Raw genomic sequence first — 24,816 nt, 5'->3', positions numbered from 1 at the left:
GTGTCCCGGGACAGTGCCGCTTCGGCGCCCGGTCAGCCGGGCAGCCGTTCGCGGCCTGTCGGCCGGAAGACGGCGAGCTCCTTCTGGGCTCGGTTCAGCGAGGGCTGGCTGCTGCAGGGCGGGGTCCAGGGCAGCCCCGTCCTGCGGCTGTTCATGCGCTGGGTGCGCCGTCCGCTGCTGCCCGTCATGCGGCTGTGGCGGCGCAACATCCAGCTCAAGGTCGTCGTCACGACGCTGCTGATGTCGCTGGGCGTCGTTCTGTTGCTCGGCTTCGTCGTCATCGGGCAGGTGCGCAACGGCCTGCTGGACGCCAAGGTGAGGGCTTCGGAGAGCCAGGCCACCGGTGGGTTCGGCGTGGCCGAGCAGCGGGCGGACGCGGCTGCGAGCGCTGGGGGCGACGACGGTTCGAGCACGGACGAGCGGCCCGTCCAGAACATCAGCGCGTGGCTGAGCGACCTCGTGGAGTCCCTCTCCAGTGGCGGACAGGGCGCCTTCGACGTGGTCACGCTCAGCTCCTCCAGCACGGTCGCCGGCGCGGACAGCGGTGGGCGTGGGCCCCGTTCGTCGGGCGGCGTCGATCCGGCGACGAGTGTGCCGGAGGATCTGCGCCGCCACCTCGACGAGAGCATGCTCCCGGCCCAGAGCTACACCCGCATCGTCTACAAGAACGGCCAGGACTCCCAGCCGGGGCTGGTCATCGGCAAGCAGGTGAACGACCCGAACGACAACCCGTACCAGCTGTACTACCTCTTCCCGCTCACGCAGGAGGAGAAGTCGCTCAGCCTCGTCAAGGGGACGCTCGCGACGGCCGGACTGTTCGTCGTGGTGCTGCTGGGCGCGATCGCCTGGCTCGTGGTGCGGCAGGTCGTCACGCCCGTACGGATGGCCGCGGGGATCGCCGAGCGGCTGTCCGCCGGGCGCCTTCAGGAACGTATGAAGGTCACAGGCGAGGACGACATCGCGCGGCTCGGTGAGGCCTTCAACAAGATGGCGCAGAACCTTCAGTTGAAGATCCAGCAGCTGGAGGACCTGTCGCGGATGCAGCGGCGGTTCGTGTCCGATGTGTCGCACGAGCTGCGTACGCCGCTGACGACCGTACGGATGGCCGCCGATGTCATCCATGACGCGCGCGTGGACTTCGATCCGGTGACCGCGCGGTCGGCCGAGCTGCTCGCAGACCAGCTGGACCGGTTCGAGACCCTGCTCGCCGATCTGCTGGAGATCAGCCGGTTCGACGCGGGCGCGGCGGCCCTGGAGGCCGAGCCGATAGACCTGCGCGAGGTCGTACGCCGGGTGGTGAGCGGGGCCGAGCCGCTCGCCGAGCGCAAAGGCACGCAGATCAAGGTCGTCGGCGATCATCAGCCGGTGGTCGCCGAAGCCGACGCGCGGCGCGTGGAGCGGGTGCTGCGGAACCTCGTCGTCAACGCCGTGGAGCACGGCGAGGGCAAAGATGTGGTGGTCAGGCTCGCCGCAGCGGGCGGCGCGGTCGCGGTCGCGGTGCGCGACTACGGAGTGGGGCTCAAGCCCGGCGAGGCGACCCGCGTGTTCAGCCGCTTCTGGCGGGCCGACCCGGCACGCGCGCGTACCACCGGTGGTACGGGCCTTGGGCTGTCCATCGCCCTGGAGGACGCGCGGCTGCACGGCGGCTGGCTGCAGGCTTGGGGCGAGCCGGGCGGCGGCTCGCAGTTCCGGCTGACGCTGCCGCGGACCGCGGACGAGCCGCTTCGGGGCTCGCCGATACCCCTGGAGCCCAGGGACTCGCGGCGCAACCGCGGGCTGAACGACGCGGGGCTGCCCCTCGGCGGCACGCAGAAACTCGCCACGGTGCCGGCGCAGCCGCACGGCGAGCACGGTGTACCGCCGATGCCGCCGCGGGCGCCGGTGGCCCCGCGGCTGGCCGGCGGGGTGGATCCGGCGGCGCTGCCCGGCAACGGTGCGCGGGTGGTGCCGCGGCCCGCAGCGGAGGCGCGTGCGGTGGCTACGGCGCCCGTGGAGTCCGGGGAGCGCGAAGAGCCCGGGGAGGCGTCGTCCGGGGGTGGCGCGGGAACCGGCGAGGGGCCTGATCAGTTGAAGCAAGGGGAGGGATCTCGTGGGCGCTGACCGCGATCTCGGCGGCCGACGGCGCCCAATGCGGGTGATGGCGTACGTCGGCTGTGGAGCCGTGCTGCTGGCCGGGTGCGCCTCGATGCCGGACAGCGGGGATCTGCGCGACGTCGAGGCTTCGCAGCGGCCGGATGCGCAGGTCCGGGTCTTCGCGATGCCGCCGCGGGAGAACGCCCCGCCCGAGGAGATCGTGCAGGGCTTCCTGGAGGCGCTGACCAGCGACGAGCCGGAGTTCGACACGGCGCGCAAGTACCTCACTGAAGAGGCTTCGAAGAACTGGCAGCCCGAGCGCTCGACCACGGTGCTCGCGGACGGGCCGACCGCACTGGCCGAGCACAGCGGCAGCAGGGAGGTTACCGGCGACTACGCGTACGCGCTGACCGGTGACAAGGTCGCCGAGGTGGACGAGCAGTTCGCGTACGAGCCGGCCGAGGGCCCGTACAAGAAGAGGGTGCACCTCACGGAGCAGAAGGGGGCGGACGGCAGCAAGCAGTGGCGCATCGACCGCCTGCCGCAGGGCGTGGTGCTCGGCAACTCCGACTTCCAGCGCCGCTACGTCTCCGTCAACAAGTACTACTTCGCGTCGAACTCGCCGACCGCCGACCGGCTCGGGACCGTGGCCGATCCCGTCTATGTGCGCCAGCAGGTCGACCCCGTGACACAGATGGTCAAGGCACTTCTGAACGGACCCACCAGCTGGCTCAAGCCGGTCGTCAGGTCACGCTTCCCCACCGGTACGGCACTGAAGAAGGGCGTCAAGACGCTCACGCCCGACGACCAGAACAGGCTGACGGTGCCGCTGAACAAGAAGGCCGAGGGCGTCGGGCAGACCCAGTGCGCCGAGATGGCGGCCCAGCTCATCTTCACCCTGAAGGACCTGACACCCACGGGCATCAACGAGGTCGAACTGCAGCGCCCGGACGGCTCACAGCTGTGCGCGATCAAGGAGGGCGAGGCCGAGATCATCGCCTCGCACGGCACAGGACAGCGTGTCCAGTACGAGTACTTCATCGACGGCGAGAAGCGGCTCGTACGGATACCCGCCGGCATCAAACAGCAGGCCGAGCCGGTGCCCGGAGCGCTCGGCGCGGGCGACACGGCGCTGCGGACGGCGGCGGTCTCGCGGAACGAGGAGAGCGCGGCTGGGGTGTCGCTGGACGGGCGCTCGCTGTACGTGGGGTCGCTCGCGTCCGGTGCTTCGCTCGGGGATCCCGTGCTGCAGAGCAAGTCCAAGGCGGAGAACGACGGGCTGACAACGCCCAGTTGGGATGCGGGCGGCGACCTGTGGGTGGCCGACCGCGATCCGAAGAACTCCCGGCTGCTCCTGCTGGAGGAGGGCGGGGGCGAGCCGCTGGAGGTCAAGGCTCCCGGGGTCGAGGGGCGGATCGAGGCGGTGCGGGTGGCCGCCGACGGCGTGCGGATCGCGTTGATAGTGGAGAAGGAAGGCAAGACCTCGCTGCTCATGGGTCGGATCGAGCGGCAGAACGGCTCGGACGGGCGGCCTGTCGTCACGATCCACGAACCGCGTTCGGTCGCACCGCAGCTGGAGGAAGTCACGGCCATGTCCTGGGCCGGAGACAGCCGCCTGGTCGTGGTCGGCCAGGAGGAGGGCGGCGTGCAGCAGATCCGGTACGTCCAGGTCGACGGCTCCACTCCGGTCGGGGCGCCGCCTGCCGCGCTCACGGGTGTGGAGGAGATCGCCGCCTCCGAGGACGAGGGGCTGCCGCTGGTGGCGCACTCGGAGGACGGGATTGTGCAGCTTTCGTCCGGTGCGCAGTGGCAGAAGGTGGTCAAGACGGGGACGGCGCCGGTCTATCCGGGGTAGCCCCGGAGTTGTCCACAGGGAGATATCCACAGGGATGGCCGGACGGCTCAGGCGTTGGCACAGTGGTGGGCATGCGCGGGTGGTGGCAGGACCTCACCGACCTGGTGCTGCCGGCCGAGTGCGGAGGCTGCGGGAGGCCTCGTACGGTGCTCTGCCCGGAGTGCCGTGCCTCCTTGATGGGGGCCGCGCCGCGCCGGGTGCGACCGGTGCCCGAGCCGCCGGGTTTGCCTGTGGCGCACGCGGCGGCTCCGTACGAGGACGAGGTGCGGGCGGCGCTCCTCGCCCACAAGGAACGGGGTGCGCTGATGCTCGCAGGGCCGCTGGGAGTGGCGCTCGCGGGTGCGGTGCGGGCGGGGCTCGCGTCCGGTGGTGGGTCCGGGGCGCCTGTGCTGCTCGTTCCCGTGCCCTCCGCGCGGCGGGCGGTGCGGGCGCGGGGGCACGACCCGGCGCGGCGGATCGCGCTCGCGGCGGCGGGTGAGCTGCGGCGCGCGGGGACGTCGGCCCGGGTGCTCGCCGTGCTGCGGCAGCGGCGTGCCGTGGCCGACCAGTCGGGGCTCAACTCCCGGCAGCGGCTGGACAATCTGGCCGGCGCCCTGGAGGTGGCAGCCGGGGGCGCCCGGCTGCTGGCCGAAGGCGGCCGGGCCGTACTCGTCGACGACCTGATGACGACGGGGGCGTCCTTGGCGGAGGCGGCGCGGGCGCTGCGCGCGGCTTTTGCGGAAGTGGGGGACCGGCCACAAGCGATCGCCGGAATGGGCGATCCGAACAGCACCGGAAGCATGATCAGTGCGGCTGTGGTCGCGGCGTCTCCGGCATCTTTCGAAATAATCCGGAACTGACTGGGAAGTTGTGTCGTTGCAGGTAGTGAGAGGTTCAATTCGCTGGAATGGAGGTACACCGCCGTAGAGGGTGACGACATCCGTCCGGGCGAGATATGTTCGGTTGTGAGGGAATGGCGGGTGCTGTCCCTCGTATATCGGATTGCCATGCTGCGGGTTTCTGCAATCACCCGCGGAGGTGGGGTGGAGATCTTGCCCCTGGGGGAGGAGGAGGTGGAGTCATCAAGTCCGAGGCTCTGGGGCTTGCCGGAGCCTGGTGCAAAAAAGGGAGTTGCTCCGCACCGATGCGGAGCGATCCGGGAACGGAGTTCTGCGTGGACATCGTCGTCAAGGGCCGCAAGACCGAGGTGCCAGAGCGGTTCCGCAAGCACGTGGCCGAGAAGCTGAAGCTGGAGAAGATCCAGAAGCTCGATGCCAAGGTGATCAGCCTCGACGTCGAGGTGTCCAAGGAGCCCAACCCGCGACAGGCCGACCGGTCCGACCGAGTGGAGATCACGCTGCACTCCCGCGGCCCGGTGATCCGGGCGGAGGCAGCGGCCAGCGATGCATATGCGGCGCTCGACCTGGCGGCGGACAAGCTGGAAGCCCGGCTGCGCAAGCAGCACGACAAGCGCTACACGCGCCGTGGTGCCCGTCGGCTCACGGCAGCTGAGGTCCCCGACCACGTTCCGGGTGTGGCGACACTGAACGGGAACGGCAACGCCGTCCACGAGGAAGAGCCCGACGCAGTGCCGACCAAGAAGATCGGCTCCCTCGAGGTGAAGGGCGAAGGCCCCCTCGTTGTGCGCGAGAAGACTCACGTCGCCTCTCCGATGACCCTCGACCAGGCTCTCTACGAGATGGAGCTGGTCGGGCACGACTTCTATCTTTTCGTCGACTCCGAGACCAAGGAACCGAGTGTCGTCTACCGGCGGCACGCATACGACTACGGCGTCATCCACCTCAGTACGGACCCGATGGTCGCCCAGGCGCACAAGCCCTCGACGGGCGGATCGCTCGGCGGCTGACCTTGCCCGATGAGCTCCCCCAGCCTTCGGCCGGGGGAGCCCCAGCCGGTGCCCCTGGGGTGCGCGTGCGCCCCCCAGGGGCACCGGTGTACGACCCCTCACGCCCCGCTACGTCACCGCACTGTCGTCCGGGCATGAAATCATGGCCGCACCGGGCCCCAACCGGTGGGCCGTTGCCTTGGGTTGGCGATGGCACAGGAACAAAAGGCCACGGCCTTCAGGGGGAGGAACGATGGCGGACAGCTTCGGACCGGTGCGGAACGAAGATGCCGGCGACGGCGTCGTCGGCATGGGCCCGGACGCGGGCCCCGGCCCGAATGCGGGCCCCCCACGCAAGGAGCCGATCCGGGTCCTTGTCGTGGACGACCATGCCCTTTTCCGTCGCGGCCTGGAGATCGTGCTCGCCGCCGAGGAGGACATCCAGGTCATCGGGGAGGCGGGTGACGGAGCCGAGGCGGTCGACAAGGCCGCCGACCTGCTGCCCGACATCGTGCTGATGGACGTACGCATGCCCAAGCGCGGCGGTATCGAGGCGTGCACGTCCATCAAGGAGGTGGCCCCCAGCGCGAAGATCATCATGCTGACGATCAGCGATGAGGAGGCCGACCTCTACGACGCGATCAAGGCGGGCGCGACCGGCTATCTCCTCAAGGAGATCTCCACGGACGAGGTGGCCACGGCCATTCGTGCCGTCGCCGACGGGCAGTCGCAGATCAGCCCCTCGATGGCGTCCAAGCTGCTCACCGAGTTCAAGTCGATGATCCAGCGCACCGACGAGCGGCGTCTGGTGCCGGCACCCCGGCTCACCGACCGTGAGCTGGAGGTCCTCAAGCTGGTGGCCACGGGGATGAACAACCGGGACATCGCCAAGGAGTTGTTCATCTCCGAGAACACCGTGAAGAACCATGTACGCAACATCCTGGAGAAGCTGCAGCTGCACTCCAGGATGGAGGCCGTGGTGTACGCGATGCGGGAGAAGATCCTCGAGATCCGTTGAGCCCGCCGCGTCGGCCGCGCCGCTCCGAAGCGGCGCGGTACAGCAGTTGCCGTCAGGACAGTGCGCGGGCCAGCTCTCGCGTCAGCGGTTCGCGCAGCTCAGGGGCATCCACCCGTTCCACACGTACGTCCGTGCAGTCCACCCAGCTCGCGGCCTCGATCAGGGCCTGGGCCACCGCGGGAACCGCCTTGGGGCCGTTGAGGGTCGTCTGCTTGGCCACCAGTGTCCGGCCCTCGCGGGCGGGGTCCAGGCGCCCGACGAGATGGCCGCCGGCGAGGACCGGCATCGCGAAGTAGCCGTACACCCGCTTTGGCTTGGGGACGTAGGCCTCCAGGCGGTGGGTGAAGCCGAAGATCCGCTCTGTGCGGGCCCGCTCCCAGATCAGCGAGTCGAACGGGGACAGCAGCGTCGTACGGTGGCGGCCGCGCGGCGTGGTCTCCAGGGCCGCCGGATCGGCCCAGGCGGGCTTGCCCCAGCTCTCGACGGTCACCGGGACCAGTCCGGAGTCCGCTATCACCGCGTCGACCTGGTCGCCCCTGAGGCGGTGGTAGTCGGCGATGTCCGCGCGCGTGCCGACGCCCAGCGCCTGGCCCGCGAGCCGGACCAGACGGCGCAGGCACTCCGCGTCGTCCAACTCGTCATGGAGCAGCGACTCCGGGACGGCGCGCTCGGCGAGGTCGTACACCCGCTTCCAGCCGCGGCGCTCGACGCACACCACCTCGCCGTACATCAGTGCGCGCTCGACGGCGACCTTCGTGCCCGACCAGTCCCACCACTCGCTGGTCTTCTTCGCGCCGCCCAACTCGGTGGCCGTAAGGGGGCCTTCCGCTCTCAGCTGCTTGATGACCTGGTCGTACGTGCCGTCCGGGAGCTCGTGGTTCCAGTGCGGGCGGGCGCGGTAGGCGCGGCGGCGGAAGGCGAAGTGGGGCCACTCCTCGATGGGGAGGATGCAGGCGGCGTGCGACCAGTACTCGAAGGCATGAGGTCGTGCCGGAGACGTGCCAGGAGATGCAGTGGTCCAGTACGCCTTGTCCACCGTCTTGCGGTCGACGGCGCCGAGGCGGGCGTACGGGATGAGTTCGTGGGAGCGGGCGAGGACCGAGATCGTGTCGAGCTGGACCGCTCCCAGATGCCGCAGCACGCCGCGCACGCCGGCCTTGCGGTCGGGGGCGCCGAGGAATCCCTGGGCGCGCAGGGCGATACGGCGGGCCTCGTCTGCGGAGAGTCCGGCGGTGGGGCGAGGGAGACTCGTCATGGTCCGCACGATAGGCGGTGCCACTGACAGTCGGGCCTGACCTGTGGATATCGCCCCAGAAGTGCCAGGTGCCGGGCTTCAGTCCCGTTGTGGAGCCGGCAGGTACGGCGCTGTCGACGGCAGCCCCAGGTCGGACGGGAGCAGGGAGCCGACCCAGCAATCGCGGCGTACGCCCTTGTTGTTGATGCCGGAGCGAAGGACGCCCTCGATGCTGAAGCCGGCGCGTTCGGCCACCGCGCGCGAACCCGTGTTGCCGACCTCGGCCCGCCACTCGACGCGGTCGATCGTCGTGTCTGTGAAGACCCAGCGGGACGTGGTGACCGCGGCTTCGGTGGTGTAACCGTTGCCCCGGTGTTCCTTCGTCGCCCAGAAGCCGATCTCGCCGACGCCGAGGGAGCGCATCGTGATTCCGATCATGCCGGCGAGATCGCCGGAGGCCGGCAGGAAGACGCCGAACGTGAACGTCGAGGAGTCCGCCCAGCCGTCGGGCACCATCTGCTCCGTGAAGCCTGCCGCGTGCTCCCGCAGATAGGGGGAGGGGATCGTGGTCCAGCGCTGGATGTCGGGGTCCTGGCAGGCGTCGTACACGGCGTCGGTGTCGTGCGGGCCCACCGGGCGCAGAAGGAGCCGCTCGGAGGTCAGCGTTACGGGGTCCATTGCCCGATTCTGCTCGGCCTGCCCCGAGGAAGCCATCACTTTTGCCCTGAGTGAGGGCTCGGTTACTTTTCGCTCTGCGGGCGCGGCACCTTCGGCAACTCCCGTCCGTTGTCCTAGTGGCTGTCACGGGCAGACCTCCCGGCGCGGTGGGGTCCTCGCTTACGATGGCCGTTGCTCAAGCTGTGATTTGAAACTGTTGTTGAACCCGACCGTCCGGCCCGACCGGCAAGGAGACAAACCCCCGTGTCCGTCCTCTCGAAGATCATGCGTGCAGGCGAAGGCAAGATCCTGCGCAAACTGCACCGCATCGCGGACCAGGTCAACTCCATCGAAGAGGACTTCGTCGACCTCTCCGACGCCGAGCTGCGGGCCCTCACGGACGAATACAAGGAGCGGATCGCCGAGGCCCTCGCCGACGAGCCCGACGAGTCGAAGCACGACGCGGTCGTGACGAAGGCTCTCGACGACCTGCTCCCCGAGGCGTTCGCGACCGTCCGCGAGGCCGCCAAGCGCGTGCTGGGCCAGCGGCACTACGACGTCCAGATCATGGGCGGCGCCGCCCTGCACATGGGCTACGTCGCCGAGATGAAGACCGGTGAGGGCAAGACCCTGGTCGGCACCCTGCCCGCGTATCTGAACGCGCTGTCCGGCCGGGGCGTCCACCTCATCACGGTCAACGACTACCTGGCCGAGCGCGACTCCGAGATGATGGGCCGCGTCCACAAGTTCCTCGGCCTGGACGTCGGCTGCATCCTGGCCAACATGACGCCGGCCCAGCGCCGCGAACAGTACAACTGCGACATCACGTACGGCACGAACAACGAGTTCGGTTTTGACTACCTGCGCGACAACATGGCGTGGTCGAAGGACGAACTGGTGCAGCGGGGCCACAACTTCGCGATCGTCGACGAGGTCGACTCCATCCTCGTCGACGAGGCGCGTACGCCGCTGATCATCTCCGGCCCGGCCGACCAGGCCACCAAGTGGTACGGCGACTTCGCCAAGCTGGTCACGCGCCTGAAGAGGGGCGAGGCGGGCAACACCCTCAAGGGCATCGAGGAGACCGGGGACTACGAGGTCGACGAGAAGAAGCGCACCGTCGCCATCCACGAGTCCGGCGTCACCAAGGTCGAGGACTGGCTGGGCATCGACAACCTCTACGAGTCGGTGAACACCCCGCTGGTGGGCTACCTGAACAACGCCATCAAGGCCAAGGAGCTCTTCAAGAAGGACAAGGACTACGTCGTCATCGACGGCGAAGTCATGATCGTCGACGAGCACACCGGCCGTATCCTCGCCGGCCGCCGCTACAACGAGGGCATGCACCAGGCGATCGAGGCGAAGGAAGGGGTGGACATCAAGGACGAGAACCAGACGCTCGCCACGATCACCCTGCAGAACTTCTTCCGCCTCTACGACAAGCTCTGCGGCATGACCGGTACGGCGATGACCGAGGCCGCCGAGTTCCACCAGATCTACAAGCTCGGTGTCGTGCCGATCCCGACCAACAAGCCGATGATCCGCAACGACCAGTCGGACCTGATCTACCGCACCGAGGTCGCCAAGTTCGACGCGGTCGTCGACGACATCGCCGAGAAGCACGAGAAGGGCCAGCCGATCCTCGTCGGCACCACCTCGGTCGAGAAGTCCGAGTACCTCTCGCAGCAGCTCAGCAAGCGCGGCATCCAGCACGAAGTGCTGAACGCGAAGCAGCACGACCGTGAGGCGACGATCGTCGCCCAGGCCGGCCGCAGGGGCGCCGTCACCGTCGCCACGAACATGGCCGGACGAGGTACGGACATCAAGCTCGGCGGCAACCCCGAAGACCTCGCCGAGGCGGAGCTGCGCCAGCGCGGCCTCGACCCCGAGGAGCACATCGAGGAGTGGGCCGCGGCGCTGCCCGCCGCCCTGGAGAGGGCCGAAAAGGCGGTGCGGGCCGAGTTCGAGGAGGTCACGGACCTCGGCGGCCTCTACGTCCTTGGCACCGAGCGGCACGAGTCGCGCCGTATCGACAACCAGCTGCGCGGCCGTTCCGGCCGTCAGGGCGACCCCGGTGAGTCCCGCTTCTACCTCTCCCTGGGCGATGACCTGATGCGGCTGTTCAAGGCCCAGATGGTCGAGCGCGTGATGTCGATGGCGAACGTTCCGGACGACGTGCCGATCGAGAACAAGATGGTCACGCGCGCGATCGCCTCCGCCCAGTCGCAGGTCGAGCAGCAGAACTTCGAGACCCGGAAGAACGTCCTCAAGTACGACGAGGTTCTCAACCGGCAGCGCGAGGTCATCTACGGAGAGCGGCGCCGCGTCCTGGAGGGCGAGGATCTGCAGGAGCAGATCCAGCACTTCATGGACGACACGATCGACGCGTACATCGACGCCGAGACAGCCGAGGGCTTCTCCGAGGAGTGGGACCTGGACCGGCTGTGGGGCGCCTTCAAGCAGCTCTACCCGGTGAAGGTCACCATCGAGGAGCTCGAGGAGACGGCAGGCGACCGCGCGGGTCTCACCGCCGAGTTCATCTCCGAGTCCATCAAGGAAGACATCCACGAGCAGTACGAGGCGCGTGAGGCGCAGCTCGGCTCCGAGATCATGCGGGAGCTGGAGCGCCGGGTCGTGCTGTCGGTCCTGGACCGCAAGTGGCGTGAGCACCTCTACGAGATGGACTACCTCCAGGAGGGCATCGGCCTGCGAGCGATGGCCCAGAAGGACCCGCTGGTCGAGTACCAGCGCGAGGGCTTCGACATGTTCACCGCCATGATGGACGGCATCAAGGAGGAGTCCGTCGGCTACCTGTTCAACCTGGAGGTCCAGGTCGAGCAGCAGGTCGAGGAGGTTCCGGTCGAGGACGCGCGGCCGTCGCTCGACAAGAAGGAGGACGCCGTGCCCGCGGGTGCGCGTCCGGAGATCCGCGCCAAGGGCCTCGATGCCCCGCAGCGGCCGGACCGGCTGCACTTCTCCGCGCCGACCGTGGACGGCGAGGGCGGTGTCGTCGAGGGCGACTTCACCAGCGACGAGGAGCCGGCGCGCTCCGAGTCGGACGGCCTCACGCGCGCGGAGCGCCGCAAGCAGCAGAAGGGCGGCCGGCGCCGCAAGAAGTGACGGTTCGCTCCGCTGGGTTTCGCCGGTTTAGCGGGGGTTGGCTTTGAAGGGCCGGGCACCTTGGGGTGCCTGGCCCTTCGGGCTGTTGGGTGTCGGGGGGCTCGGTTTGAAGCTGCGGGTTGCGTTGTGGCTGGTCGCGCAGTTCCCCGCGCCCCTAAGGGGGCGCTGGTCGCGCCCGCGCGGCGGAGCCGCATATGTCACCGCCCCACGCCCCTAGAAGGCCTGCGGCCTCCTTAGGGGCGCGGGGCCACACCGGACTTCGGCAAGTCCGCTCAGGCGCGCTGGGTCTGTTGGCCGCGGCGGCTGTCCGTGTCGTACGGCTCAGTTGTCGTCCGTGCGTGGCATGCGGGTGCCGCCCAGTTCCACTGCTGTGCAGCGCCAGCGGAGGTCGTGGCCCTTCTCCAGGCGGAAGGCCATCGCGCGGAGCTGGTCGCCCGCGCCGATACGGGCGAAGGCCTCGATGGCGCCCGGGCGGGGGACCTCGTAGCCGACGTCACGGACGACCGGGCGGGTGCCGCGGGTGCGGAGGGGGCCGCGTTCGGCGAGCCAGGCCAGTTCGTCGTACGCGCGGCCTGCCGTGTGCCGGAGCATGCTGTGAACGGGACGCTGCCCGCTCAGCACCGCGAGCAGGAGGTCGGCGAAGAGGTCGGTGGGACGAGGCTGCGGCGGTGTCCTGAGCGGGCTTCGAGCAGGCGCCCTGTGGCGAGGGCCCGCCGTCCGGGGCGGGTTGCCGCCGGGCATGGTCCGGTAGGTGCTCGCGGTGCTCCCGCCGGGCCCCGTGCCGGTGGCGCTGTCCCTGTTCTCACCGTTCTCGCCCCGCGGCGAGCTGCCCGGTGTCTCCCTGCCCGGGATCGTGCGTGGGGTGGTTCCGGCGGGGCGGCGGGTGTCGTGGCGGCCGGGTGGGCGGGTGCCGGGGTTGCGCTTCGTCCTGGTCATCACCTTGTTCATGGCGCTGTCCCCGCTCACTGGGCCCGAGTCGATACCGGGCGGTAACTTTGCTGTTGGGGATCTTGTACGGGGCCGGAGCGGGCGACTGCAAGGACGTCGGCTGCGCGCCGTGGGGACCGGAATCTTCACCTATCAGGGTGACGAGGGCCTGCGAGATCCATGGCAGGGCTGGGGTGTACCGGGTGAGACCCCGGCCTTGTGGTTGACGTCGTGCGAGGGGGTTGCCCGGACTCGAAAGGGGACCTCTCGCACGTATCCTGAAGGTCCTTCCGGAGGTGCGGGACAGCCCTCCTCGGAGCGCTCCGACTACGAAAGCGGCCAGCCATGCGCGTCTACGTCCCCCTGACCCTCTCCGGTCTCGCCGAGGCGTACAAGACGGGCGAGCTCGGGGCCGGGCCCTTCGTCGCGTACGCCGTCACGCCCGCGTTGCGCGAGTGGTATCTGTCCGACGACATCGAGGAGCTGGAGTACGCGGCGCTGAGCCGGGCCGCGCTCGCCTCGCTGCGGCTGCTCGCGCTCGACCCGGGGGCCGTGCGGCGACGCGTGGTCGTCGCCGTCGACGTTCCGGAGGGGGCCGCGGTCGCCGATCCCGATCGTGGACTCGACCCCGGCTCGCTCGGAGAGGTGCGGGTCGACGGGCCCGTGCCGCTGACCAAGGCCGCGGCCGTGCACGTCGACTCGGGCGAGGCCGAGACGGATGTCACGGCGGCGGCGGACGCGCTGGGCGCGGCGGACACGGGTGACGACGACGCGCAGTTCGTCGTGGACGGGGCCGAGGACCACGAGCTGCTGTGGTTCGCCACGCAGGAGATCCCGAACCTGGTGGGGCTCGGGGACTGAAGAGGGCTGAGCCGAGGCCGCCGGTGAAGAAATGGCGGCGGCGTTGTCAGTGTGGGCGGGTACGTTCTTTGGCATGGGGAAGCACAGAGCAGCGCACATCGTGTGGGACTGGAACGGGACCCTGTTCCACGACAACGCGGCCATCATCGGGGCGACGAACGCGGCGTTCGCCGAGCTGGGGCTGAAGCCGATCACGCTGGAGCAGTACCGGGAGCTGTACTGCGTGCCGGTGCCGCGGTTCTACGAGCGGCTGATGGGCCGACTGCCCACGGACGCGGAGTGGGCGGTCATGGACGAGACCTTCCACCGGTACTACACGGAGCACCGGATCGGCTGCGGGCTCACCGACGGAGTTCCGGGGCTGCTCGCCGAGTGGGCTTCGGCCGGGGGCAGCCAGTCACTGCTGAGTATGTACGGGCATGACGAACTCGTCCCGCTGGTACGGGACTTCGGGATCGAGCCGCACTTCATACGGGTCGACGGGCGCACCGGGCCGTCCGGCGGCAGCAAGGCCGAGCACATGGTGCGACATGTGGGGGCGCTGACCGGCGTCGAGCCCGCTCGTACGGTCGTGATCGGCGACGCGGCGGACGACGCGATCGCGGCCCGGCACGTGGGGGCTCGGGCCGTGCTCTACACCGGGGGCTCGCACAGCCGGGCCAGCCTCGAAGCGGTAGGGGTCCCTGTCGTGGACAGCCTGGAGGAAGCGGTCGTGGAGGCTGAGCGGTTGGCGGCCTGAGGGGGCGTACGAGGGTGATGGACCCGTGACGTACGCCCCGTCGAAGTCAGGTCAGCCGAAGCCGAAGCCGAAGCCGAGGTCAGGTCACAGGAGCCTTCGCCCGTAGCACCGTGAGGAACTCCCGCATCCAGCTGGAGTGATCCGGCCAGACGCGCGACGAGACGAGGGTGCCGTCGACGACGACCTCGGCGTCCTGGAAGGTGGCGCCCGCGGCCTGCATGTCCAGCTCCAGCGCCGGGTACGCCGTGACGCGGCGACCCCTCAGGCCGTCGATCGCCGCGGTCAGCAGGGGACCATGGCAGATCTGGGCGACGGGTTTGTCCGTGTCGAAGAAGGACTTCAGGATCTTGCGGAGTTCGGGGTCGTTGCGGAGGTACTCGGGTGCCCGGCCGCCGGGGATCACCAGGGCCACGTACTGGCCGGGGTCGACCTCCGAGAAGGCCAGGTCGGCGGGCCAGGTGTAGCCGGGCTTCTCCGTGTACGTGTCGAAGCCGGGCTCGAAGTCGTGGACGACGAGGCGGAGTTGCTTGCGGGCAGGGGCGGCGATGTGGACTTCGTAGCCCTCTTCGCGCAGGCGCTGGTAGGGGTACAGGACCTCCAGTGACTCCGCGGCGTCTCCGGTGACGATCAGGATCTTCGCACTCATGTCGCTCCGCTCCCTTCGCCGGGATCCGTCCCGCCCAACGTGCCTCCACGTCGGGGCTTTGCCAAGGGGGCTGCGCGCTGGGGTTTGCGTTGAGCTGAGGGACTCGGGTGCTCGGCTGCGGATGTGTGGACGGGTGGGTTCTTACTCCCAACCCTCAAGCCGCACGACTTCTCGCGCCACCGGGACGCTCCGCTGGAGGTGCGGTGATTGAAGTGCGGGCCGGTGGGGGCTGGTCGCTCCCCACTCTCGGCTCCTCCCCACTCTCGGCTTCGCTCGAGCGGGGGACCCCCATGAGCGAGCGGGGCCCCATCACGGCGGAGCCGCAAATCGATACAGCCCCGCGCCCCTAAAGGAAGGCCTGCGGCCTCCCCAGGGGCGTGGTAACGGCGCGGACATTGCCAAGGCCGCTCACCGCCGCCGGAGACGCGGCTGGGGCTTCGTAGCCCCGCGCACTGTGCAGACTGTCAAAATCCCACCCCCTCTTTTGTACACATGCGGCTCATGACGGAGCCCCCGTGCGGGGCGATAGCCTTGTCACGTGATCAGCGCGATATGTCGCGGGAGCGTCTGTCTTCCCGCTTTGCGCCCGGACCGCACGGACGACATCCGTGGCCGGGCGGTCGCTGGTCTTCGCGGGCGGTACGGGTCACCGAGAGCAGTCTCACAGTCTCCGGCGGTGCCGAAAATGGCCGATAACGCCCCGCCCCTCTCTCATCGCGGCATAGCGTCGAACCAGACCGGACACCCCGCGTCGCGGCGCTACGTCACTTCACGTTTTTCGGCGTCACGCAACGGCGCGCGACAGGAGCCAGAGGACAATGCAGACCAAGCTGGACGAAGCCAAGGCCGAGCTGCTCGAACGGGCCGCCCGGGTAGCTGAGAACAGCCCGGCCGGGGTGCATCTACCGACCGGGACGAAGGACGAGGGCACCTCCGACACCCCGGACCACGCCACCGTGCTCACGTTCCTCCAGCGCTACTACCTGCACACCGCCCCGGAGGACCTCACCGACCGTGACCCGGTCGATGTCTTCGGAGCCGCCTTCTCCCACTACCGACTGGCCGAGAACCGCCCCCAGGGCACGGCCAATGTGCGGGTCCACACCCCGACCGTCGAGGAGAACGGCTGGACCTGCAGCCACTCCGTCGTCGAGGTGGTCACCGACGACATGCCCTTCCTCGTCGACTCCGTGACCAACGAGCTGTCACGGCAGGGTCGCGGCATTCACGTCGTCATCCACCCCCAGTTCGTCGTACGGCGCGATGTCACCGGCAAGCTCATCGAGGTGCAGCCCACCCGGCCCGCCGCCGAGGACCTGCCGCACGACGCCCACATCGAGTCCTGGATCCACGTCGAGATCGACCGCGAGACCGACCGCGCCGACCTGAAGCAGATCACCGCCGACCTGCTGCGCGTGCTGTCCGACACCCGCGAGGCCGTCGAGGACTGGGAGAAGATGCGGGATGCCGCGCTGCGCATCGCCGACGACCTGCCGGCCGAGCCCACCGCCGACGATCTGCGCGACCAGGACGTCGAGGAGGCCCGCGAGCTGCTGCGCTGGCTGGCCGCCGACCACTTCACCTTCCTCGGCTACCGCGAGTACGAACTGACGGAGGACGACTCCCTCGCCGCCGTACCCGGCACCGGCCTCGGCATTCTGCGTGCCGACCCGCACCACAGCGGCGACGACGCCCACGGCCACTCGCACTCCTTCAGCCGGCTCCCCGCCGACGCGCGCGCCAAGGCCCGCGAGCACAAGCTCCTCATCCTCACCAAGGCCAACAGCCGCTCCACCGTGCACCGGCCGTCCTACCTCGACTACATCGGCGTGAAGAGGTTCGACGGGAACGGGAACGTCATCGGTGAGCGGCGCTTCCTCGGGCTCTTCTCCTCCGCCGCGTACACCGAGTCCGTACGCCGCGTGCCGGTCATCCGTCGCAAGGTCCAGGAGGTCCTCAAGGGCGCGGGCTTCTCGCCCAACAGCCACGACGGGCGCGATCTGCTGCAGATCCTGGAGACGTACCCCCGCGACGAGCTGTTCCAGACCCCGGTCGACGAGCTGCGCTCCATCGTCACCTCCGTCCTCTACCTGCAGGAGCGCCGCCGGCTCCGCCTCTACCTGCGCCAGGACGAGTACGGCCGCTACTACTCGGCCCTCGTCTACCTGCCGCGCGACCGCTACACCACCGCCGTACGCCTGCGGATCATCGACCTCCTGAAGGAGGAACTCGGCGGCACCAGCGTCGACTTCACAGCCTGGAACACCGAGTCGATCCTGTCCCGGCTGCACTTCGTGGTCCGCGTCCCGCAGGGCACCGAGCTGCCGGAGCTGTCCGACGCCGACAAGGAGCGCATCGAGGCCCGGCTCGTCGAGGCCGCCCGCTCCTGGGCCGACGGTTTCGCCGAGGCGCTGAACGCCGAGTGCGGCGAGGAGCGCGCGGCCGAACTGCTGCGCCGGTACGGGAACGCCATCCCCGAGGGCTACAAGGCCGACCACAACCCGCGCGCGGCGGTCGCCGACCTGGTGAACCTGGAGCAGCTCGGCGACGGCAAGGACTTCGCGCTCAGCCTGTACGAGCCGGTGGGCGCCGCGCCCGGCGAGCGCCGCTTCAAGATCTACCGCACCGGAGCGCCGGTCTCCCTCTCCGCCGTACTGCCGGTCCTCACCCGGCTCGGCGTCGAGGTCACCGACGAGCGCCCGTACGAGCTGCGCTGCTCGGACCGTACCTCCGCCTGGATCTACGACTTCGGCCTGCGCGTGCCCCCCACCAAGGGCAGCGGCGACTATCTCGCCGACGACGCCCGCGAGCGCTTCCAGGACGCCTTCTCGGCGACCTGGACGGGGCAGGCCGAGAACGACGGCTTCAACTCGCTCGTCCTGAGCGCCGGCCTGAGCTGGCGGCAGGCCATGGTGCTGCGCGCGTACGCGAAGTACCTGCGCCAGGCCGGCTCCACCTTCAGCCAGGACTACATGGAGGACACCCTCCGCAACAACGTCCACACCACCCGGCTGCTCGTCTCCCTCTTCGAGGCGCGGATGTCCCCGGACCGCCAGCGGGCGGGTACGGAACTGACCGACGCCCTCCTCGAGGAGCTGGACGCCGCCCTCGACCAGGTTGCCTCCCTCGACGAGGACCGGATCCTGCGGTCGTTCCTGACCGTCATCAAGGCGACCCTGCGCACCAACTTCTTCCAGGAGGCGGCGGGCGCCAAGCCGCACGAGTACGTCTCCATGAAGTTCGACCCGACGGCCATCCCCGACCTTCCGGCGCCGCGTCCGGCGTACGAGATCTGGGTGTACTCACCTCGTGTCGAGGGCGTCCACCTGCGGTTCGGCAAGGTCGCGCGCGGCGGTCTGCGCTGGTCCGACCGCCGTGAGGACTTCCGGACGGAGATCCTCGGCCTGGTCAAGGCGCAGATGGTCAAGAACACCGTCATCGTGCCGGTCGGCGCGAAGGGCGGCTTCGTCGCCAAGCAGCTGCCGGACCCGTCCGTGGACCGCGACGCCTGGCTGGCCGAAGGCATCCGCAGCTACAAGACCTTCATCTCGGCGCTGCTCGACATCACCGACAACATGGTGGCCGGTGAGGTCGTACCGCCCGCCGACGTCGTACGGCACGACGAGGACGACACCTACCTCGTCGTCGCCGCCGACAAGGGCACCGCGACCTTCTCGGACATCGCCAACGAGGTCGCGCAGAGCTACAACTTCTGGCTCGGCGACGCCTTCGCCTCGGGCGGCAGCGCCGGCTACGACCACAAGAAGATGGGCATCACCGCCCGCGGCGCCTGGGAGTCCGTGAAGCGGCACTTCCGGGAGCTGGGCGTGAACACCCAGACCGACGAGTTCACCGTCGTCGGCGTCGGCGACATGTCCGGCGACGTGTTCGGCAACGGCATGCTGCTGTCCGAGCACATCCGCCTGGTCGCCGCCTTCGACCACCGGCACATCGTCATCGACCCGAACCCGGACGCGGCCACCTCGTACGCCGAGCGCCGCCGCCTCTTCGAGCTGCCGCGCAGCTCCTGGGCCGACTACAACAAGGAGCTGCTGTCGCAGGGCGGCGGCATCTTCCCGCGTACCGCCAAGGCCATCCCGCTCAACAGCCACATCCGCAGGGCTCTCGGCATCGAGGGCGGCGTCGCCAAGATGACCCCGGCCGATCTGATGCGGGCCATCCTCAAGGCACCGGTCGACCTGCTGTGGAACGGCGGCATCGGTACGTATGTGAAGGCGTCGACCGAGACGCACGCGGACGTCGGCGACAAGGCCAACGACGCGATCCGCGTGGACGGCGCCGACCTCAGGGTCAAGGTCGTCGGCGAGGGCGGCAACCTGGGCCTGACCCAGCTCGGCCGGATCGAGTTCGCGCAAGCCGGCGGCAAGGTCAACACCGATGCCATCGACAACAGCGCGGGCGTGGACACCTCCGACCACGAGGTGAACATCAAGATCCTGCTCAACACGGTCGTCGCGGACGGCGACATGACCGTCAAGCAGCGCAACAAGCTGCTCGCCGAGATGACCGACGAGGTCGGCGGGCTGGTCCTGCGCAACAACTACGCGCAGAACGTCGCGCTCTCCAACGCACAGGCCCAGTCCCCGGACATGCTCCACGCCCAGCACCGCTATCTGCGCCACCTGGTGCGCGCCGGGCACCTCGACCGGGCCCTGGAGTTCATGCCCACCGAGCGACAGATCCGTGAGCGCCTCAACACCGGGCACGGTCTGACCCAGCCGGAGACGGCCGTCCTCCTCGCGTACACGAAGATCACGGTCGCCGACGAGCTGCTGCGCACCTCGCTTCCCGACGACCCGTACCTGCAGAATCTGCTGCACGCGTACTTCCCGACCGCGCTGCGCGAGCAGTTCATCGGGCAGATCGACAACCACCCGCTGCGCCGCGAGATCACCACGACGGTGCTGGTCAACGACACGGTCAACACGGGCGGTACGAGCTTCCTGCACCGACTGCGCGAGGAGACCGGAGCCTCCCTCGAGGAGATCGTCCGGGCGCAGACCGCGGCCCGCGCGATCTTCGGGCTGAGCGAGGTGTGGGACGAGGTCGAGGCGCTCGACAACAGGGTCGAGGCGGCCGTCCAGACCCGTATCCGACTGCACTCCCGCCGTCTCGTCGAGCGCGGCACCCGCTGGCTGCTCAACAACCGGCCGCAGCCGCTCGAGCTCGCCGAGACGATCGACTTCTTCAGCGAGGGGGTCGCACGGGTCTGGGCCGAGCTGCCCAACATGCTGCGCGGCGCGGACCTGGAGTGGTACCAGCGGATCTACGACGAGCTGTCGGACGCCGGTGTCCCGGACGAGCTCGCCCAGCGCGTCGCCGGGTTCTCCGCGGCCTTCCCGGCGCTCGACGTCGTCGCGGTGGCCGACCGCACCGGCAAGGACCCGATGGCCGTCGCCGAGGTGTACTACGACCTCGCCGACCGCCTCCGCATCACCCAGCTCATGGACCGCATCATCGAGCTCCCGCGCGCGGACCGCTGGCAGTCCATGGCCCGCGCCTCCATCCGCGAGGACCTGTACGCGGCCCACGCGGCGCTCACCTCCGACGTCCTCGCCTGCGGAAACGGCGCGGCCACACCGGAGCAGCGGTTCAAGGCCTGGGAGCAGAAGAACGCGGCGATCCTGGGCCGGGCCCGTACGACCCTGGAGGAGATCCAGGGCTCCGAGGCCTTCGACCTGGCGAACCTGTCGGTGGCGATGCGGACGATGCGGACGTTGTTGCGTACGCATTCGTAGGCGGTAGGCGGTAGGCGGTAGGCGGTAGGAACGTCGGTACGCGCGCCGGTACGTACGGCGGTATGTACGCGGACGGGGGCGACCGGGACATTTAGGATTCATGGGATGAACGTGGATCCGTCCCGGCCGCCCGACTCCACCGCCGCCGTGCCCGACATCACCGTCGTCGTCATCGTCTACAACGACGAGTCCCGCCTGCCGACGGCCGTCCAGTCCGTGCTGGCGCAGACGCTGCGCGGCGTCGAGGTCGTGATCGTGGACGACCGCAGCACGGACGGCTCGTACGAGGTGGCCCGGCGGCTGGCCACCGAGCATCCCGCTCGCGTACGCGCCTACCGGCTCCCGGAGAACAGCGGCGGCTGCGGGGCGCCGCGCAACCACGGCATCGAGCAGGCGCGCGGTACGTACGTCGTCTTCCTCGACAGCGACGACGTACTGGAGCGCAACGCCTGCCGGAACCTCCTGGAAGCGGCCGGGACCACCGGCGCCGACCTCGTCTCCGGACTGTGCGTCCGAGTGCATGTGGACTCGCGCAGCCGCAAGGAGGTCAAGTGGTATCCCTGGCTGTACGAGCGCACCCGCACCCTCGAGTCGATCGCCGAGCTGCCCGACCTGCTGGTCTTCGACACCCTGTCGACGAACAAGTGCTACCGCAGACAGTTCCTGCTGGACCGGGACCTGCGCTTCCCTGTCGGCATCCACTACGAAGACCTGCTCTTCTCGGCGCAGGCGTACGCCGCCGCCCGCCGCATCACCCTGATCCCGAACCGGGTCTATGACTGGAACGTCGTCGAGAAGGCCGCCACGAAGTCGATCAGCAACCGGCGCGACGAGATCGCCAACTTCGCACAGCGGATGGAGATTCACCGCCGGGTCGACCAACTGCTCGCAGAACAGGGCCTGTTGGAGTTGAAGTTCCACAAGGACGTCAAGTTCCTCAAGCACGATCTGGTGCTGCACCTGCGTGAACTGCCGTTCCGTGACGCCGCCTACCGCCACGAGTTCGCCGCGATCACCCGCGACTACCTCGACTCGATCGACCGCGCCGCCTTCGACGAGGTGGACCCCATCCACGCCATCTGCGCCCATCTGCTGCGGGGGAGCGACTGGGACCACCTCCTCCCGGCCGTGGACACGCTCACCAACCGCGACAAGATCTCCTCGCCGCTCCTCCAACGCGACGGGCGGATCTACTGGTGCGACGCCGGTCATCTCGACGGAGACCTCGACGGAGACGGCGACGGCTTCGGGCGGCAGGTCCTGGACGTCACCGAACTCGGCTACCACACCAAGCCCGTCGAGAAGATGTTCCTGCGCAACGCCCTGACCGGTTACGCGGAAGCAGCCGGCACGGTCCGGCTGGCCGGGCGCATCACCAACCCGCTCGGCATCGTCCCGCCCGGCGCGCGGCTCAGCGGCGAGCTGGAGTTCTACGCCCGCCGCAAGAGCCTGCGCCTCCAGACCTTCCGCTTCCCGGTGGCCACCCTGCGGCACGAGGGCGAGACCATCGCCTGGGAGGCCTCGGCGGACCTCGCACGGCGGCTGCGTCCGCTGGGCATCGTGGACGCCGTATGGGACGTACGCCTGCATCTCGACGTCGACGGCACCCGCACCACGACCCGGCTCACCGCCTCCGAACCCGGCCTGGCCACCGGGCAGTTGCCCGTCCGGCCCCGGCTCACCCGGCTGGCCGCCCACCACATCGAGCCCGAGATCTCCGCGCGTGGCCATCTCTGCTTCCGGCTCGTGTCCCACGAGCAGGTGGACGCCTTCGTCGCGCGCGGGGTACAGGGGCCGCCGGGCCGGCTCGCCAAGTCCGGGTACCGGAAGGCGAAGGCGGTGCGCAGGAAGCTGACCTCCGGCGACACCAAGATCCGGCTCTACCACGAGGTGTTCAGCCGACTGCCCGTGAAGAGGGGCCTGGTCGTCTTCGAGAGCCACCTGGGCCGGCAGTACAGCGACAGCCCGCGGGCGATCTACGAGGAAATGCGGCGCCAGGGCCTGGAGTTCGAGGCGGTGTGGTCGTACAGCGGCAGCCCGGTGGGCTTTCCGTCCGATGCCACTCTCGTACGCCGCTGGTCGGGGCCCTACCTCAAGGCGCTGGCCCGGGCCGAGTTCTGGATCGACAACCAGAGCTATCCGCTGAAGCTCACCAAGCGGCCCCGGACCACGTACATCCAGACCTGGCACGGCTCGGCGCTCAAGCGGATGGGCTTCGACGAACCCGAGTGGAAGCTCAAGTCCCGTCGTCGGCAAGAGGAGCAGCAGCGCACGCTGGACCGTTTCGACCGCTTCCTGATCCGCTCCGAGCACGACGTCCGCACGCTCGCCCGCGCCTTCCGCCTCAAGGAGAAGACGCTGCTGAGGGTGGGCTATCCGCGCAACGACGCGCTCGTACGGGCCCGCCGGTCCACCGAACGACCGCCGCTGGCCGCCGAGTTGGGTATCCCGGAGGACAGGAGGGTCCTGCTGTACGCGCCCACCTTCCGCGGGCGCGGGAAGGGCCGCTTCGAGCTGCCCTTCGACGTGGAGCGCTTCGCGGACACCTTCGGTGACCGCTACGTCCTCCTCGTCCGCTCGCACTACCTCGACCACGTGGTGCTCCCGCCGTCCGTGCGGGGCCGCGTCATCGACGTATCGGCGCATCACGACGTGACACCGCTCCTGGCGCTCGCCGACGGCCTGATCACCGACTACTCGTCCGTGATGTTCGACTACGCCCTTCTCGACCGGCCGATGTTCTTCTTCGTGTACGACTACGAGGAGTACGTGTACGAGGGCCGCGGGACCTACTTCGACCTGCTGGAACGGGCACCCGGACCCGTCGTGCGCACCGAGGACGAACTGCACGCTGTCCTCGGCTCGTTGGAGAAGCAGGTGGTCAAGTACGCGGCGGCGCGGGAGCGGTTCGTCGCGGACTTCGGCGAGTACGACAAGGGGGACGCGGCGCGGAGCGTCGTCGAGCAGTTCTTCTCCCAGTGGAGGCGCGCGTGAGCGGGTATCCGGAGCGGGACGTCTTCTTCGTCTCCAACAGTGTCAACGAGCTGGGCGGAGTGACGAGTTGGTCGCACCAGATGGCCCGGCTGTTCACCGGGCGCGGGCATCGCGTGCACGTCGTCGGCATCGCTCCGGCCGAGGTCGAGCAGGAGCTGGGCGAACTCCCGTATCCGACCACGACGTTGTACTCCGGACGGCCGCCCCGCCCCGGTCGTGCCCGCCGGGCGAGCATGCGCGAGCAGGCCGCCCGGCTGACGGTGCTGTTCCGGGCGGCGCGGCCCGGTGCGGTCGTGATCGTCACGCAGGTGTGGGCCATGGAGTGGGTGGAACTGGCCGACACACGCGGCCTGACCGTCATCGGCATGAGCCACGAGTCGTACGCGTACTCCAAGGCGGCCGGACGCTTCCGGCGCGTGCTCAAGCACTACCGCGACGTCGACCGCCTGCTGACCCTGACCCGCGAGGACGCCGACCTGTGGATCGGCCAGGGCCTCAACAACGCCTCGTACATGCCGAATCCACTGCCCTTCATGCCCGACGTCCCCTCGCCGCGCACCGCGAACGTGGTCGTCAGCATGGGCCGCCTGCACGATCAGAAGGGCATCGACATGCTCCTCGACACCTGGTCCGAGGTCGCCCCGCACCACCCCGGCTGGACCTTGCGGATCTACGGTTCCGGGGAGGACGAGGAGCTCCTGAAGAAGCAGTGCACGGCACTGGGACTCGACAACTCCGTGGAGTGGATGGGGAGTACGGGTGATGTGCCGGGCGCGTTGCGCGGCGGCTCGGTCTTCGTCCAGTCGTCGCGGGGGGAGGGTTTCCCGCTCGCCCTGATGGAGGCGATGGCGACGGGCCTGCCGTGCGCCGCCTTCGACTGCGCGCCCGGGGTACGCGAGATCGTCCGGGACGGGGAGGACGGTTTGCTCGCGGCGCTCGGCAACACGGGCGAACTGGCCCGCAGGCTGGACACGTTGATGTCGGACAAGGAGCTGCGGGACCGGATGGGGGATGCGGCGAGGGCGAACATCCAGCGATACGGGACGGATGAGGTCGTACGGCGTTGGGAGGAACTGTTCGCTTTCCTGGAGCGCTGAGGAGGTCCGTC

The 24,816-nt window shown here is 69.3% G+C and carries 15 protein-coding genes; 11 read left to right on the top strand and 4 right to left on the bottom strand.

Translation table 11 applies throughout. The features are described 5' to 3' along the window. The 5 genes from mtrB (at position 1) to OP79_RS36645 (ending at position 6,771) form a co-directional block, all read left to right on the top strand. Positions 1-2,100, top strand: a complete 2,100-nt coding sequence (gene mtrB / locus OP79_RS36665) for an MtrAB system histidine kinase MtrB (protein ID WP_033326565.1) — start codon at positions 1-3, stop codon at positions 2,098-2,100. Then, the gene (locus tag OP79_RS36660; protein WP_033326563.1) at positions 2,090-3,928 is read left to right on the top strand and encodes an LpqB family beta-propeller domain-containing protein; all 1,839 of its coding nucleotides are present in this window, start codon (positions 2,090-2,092) and stop codon (positions 3,926-3,928) included. The genes mtrB and OP79_RS36660 overlap by 11 nt, the downstream gene beginning before the upstream one ends. Positions 3,929-3,999: 71 nt before the next feature. After that, complete coding sequence (locus OP79_RS36655; protein WP_033326605.1) at positions 4,000-4,767, top strand: ComF family protein; 768 nt, start codon at positions 4,000-4,002, stop codon at positions 4,765-4,767. Positions 4,768-5,081: 314 nt separating this feature from the next. Next, on the top strand, positions 5,082-5,774 hold the full coding sequence (hpf, locus tag OP79_RS36650; protein WP_425428658.1) for a ribosome hibernation-promoting factor, HPF/YfiA family: 693 nt from the start codon (positions 5,082-5,084) through the stop codon (positions 5,772-5,774). Positions 5,775-6,006: 232 nt separating this feature from the next. Further along, on the top strand, positions 6,007-6,771 hold the full coding sequence (locus OP79_RS36645; RefSeq protein WP_033326560.1) for a response regulator: 765 nt from the start codon (positions 6,007-6,009) through the stop codon (positions 6,769-6,771). Positions 6,772-6,823: 52 nt separating this feature from the next. Here OP79_RS36645 and OP79_RS36640 read toward each other — a convergent pair whose 3' ends face one another. Together OP79_RS36640 and OP79_RS36635 are read right to left on the bottom strand one after the other, a co-directional pair. Further along, positions 6,824-8,026, bottom strand: a complete 1,203-nt coding sequence (locus OP79_RS36640; RefSeq protein WP_033326558.1) for a winged helix-turn-helix domain-containing protein — start codon at positions 8,024-8,026, stop codon at positions 6,824-6,826. A 78-nt stretch (positions 8,027-8,104) separates the two neighbouring features. Continuing rightward, on the bottom strand, positions 8,105-8,683 hold the full coding sequence (locus OP79_RS36635; protein WP_033326556.1) for a GNAT family N-acetyltransferase: 579 nt from the start codon (positions 8,681-8,683) through the stop codon (positions 8,105-8,107). A gap of 243 nt (positions 8,684-8,926) precedes the next feature. On the opposite strand from OP79_RS36635, the gene secA reads away from it, so the two are divergent. Continuing rightward, positions 8,927-11,782 (top strand): preprotein translocase subunit SecA, encoded by a 2,856-nt coding sequence (gene secA, locus OP79_RS36630; RefSeq protein ID WP_033326554.1) that lies wholly within the window; start codon positions 8,927-8,929, stop codon positions 11,780-11,782. A 321-nt stretch (positions 11,783-12,103) separates the two neighbouring features. Here secA and OP79_RS36625 read toward each other — a convergent pair whose 3' ends face one another. Continuing rightward, positions 12,104-12,730 (bottom strand): Rv3235 family protein, encoded by a 627-nt coding sequence (locus tag OP79_RS36625; RefSeq protein WP_033326552.1) that lies wholly within the window; start codon positions 12,728-12,730, stop codon positions 12,104-12,106. Between the two features lie 324 nt (positions 12,731-13,054). Here OP79_RS36625 and OP79_RS36620 point away from each other — a divergent pair, with 324 nt between their 5' ends. Further along, the gene (locus tag OP79_RS36620; protein WP_033326550.1) at positions 13,055-13,570 is read left to right on the top strand and encodes a DUF6912 family protein; all 516 of its coding nucleotides are present in this window, start codon (positions 13,055-13,057) and stop codon (positions 13,568-13,570) included. Positions 13,571-13,643: 73 nt separating this feature from the next. Next, on the top strand, positions 13,644-14,309 hold the full coding sequence (locus OP79_RS36615; RefSeq protein ID WP_033326548.1) for an HAD family hydrolase: 666 nt from the start codon (positions 13,644-13,646) through the stop codon (positions 14,307-14,309). Between the two features lie 79 nt (positions 14,310-14,388). Here the strand turns inward: OP79_RS36615 and OP79_RS36610 are convergent, their stop codons facing one another. Next, a complete protein-coding gene (locus tag OP79_RS36610) occupies positions 14,389-14,955 on the bottom strand; it encodes a DJ-1/PfpI family protein (protein ID WP_033326546.1) in 567 nt (188 codons plus the stop codon). Between the two features lie 818 nt (positions 14,956-15,773). On the opposite strand from OP79_RS36610, the gene OP79_RS36605 reads away from it, so the two are divergent. From OP79_RS36605 to OP79_RS36595, 3 genes are all read left to right on the top strand, one after another. Continuing rightward, on the top strand, positions 15,774-20,714 hold the full coding sequence (locus tag OP79_RS36605; protein ID WP_033326544.1) for an NAD-glutamate dehydrogenase: 4,941 nt from the start codon (positions 15,774-15,776) through the stop codon (positions 20,712-20,714). A 105-nt stretch (positions 20,715-20,819) separates the two neighbouring features. Beyond that, complete coding sequence (locus OP79_RS36600; RefSeq protein WP_051745188.1) at positions 20,820-23,708, top strand: bifunctional glycosyltransferase/CDP-glycerol:glycerophosphate glycerophosphotransferase; 2,889 nt, start codon at positions 20,820-20,822, stop codon at positions 23,706-23,708. After that, positions 23,705-24,805 carry a glycosyltransferase gene (locus OP79_RS36595; protein WP_033326601.1) on the top strand — a complete coding sequence of 367 codons (1,101 nt, stop codon included), beginning with the start codon at positions 23,705-23,707 and terminating at the stop codon, positions 24,803-24,805. The genes OP79_RS36600 and OP79_RS36595 overlap by 4 nt, the downstream gene beginning before the upstream one ends. Positions 24,806-24,816: the final 11 nt, after the last annotated feature.

It is taken from the genome of Streptomyces yerevanensis, from assembly GCF_000716805.1.
In the GTDB taxonomy this organism is placed as follows: domain Bacteria; phylum Actinomycetota; class Actinomycetes; order Streptomycetales; family Streptomycetaceae; genus Streptomyces; species Streptomyces flaveus.
This window is presented reverse-complemented; position numbering and strand designations above follow the sequence as displayed.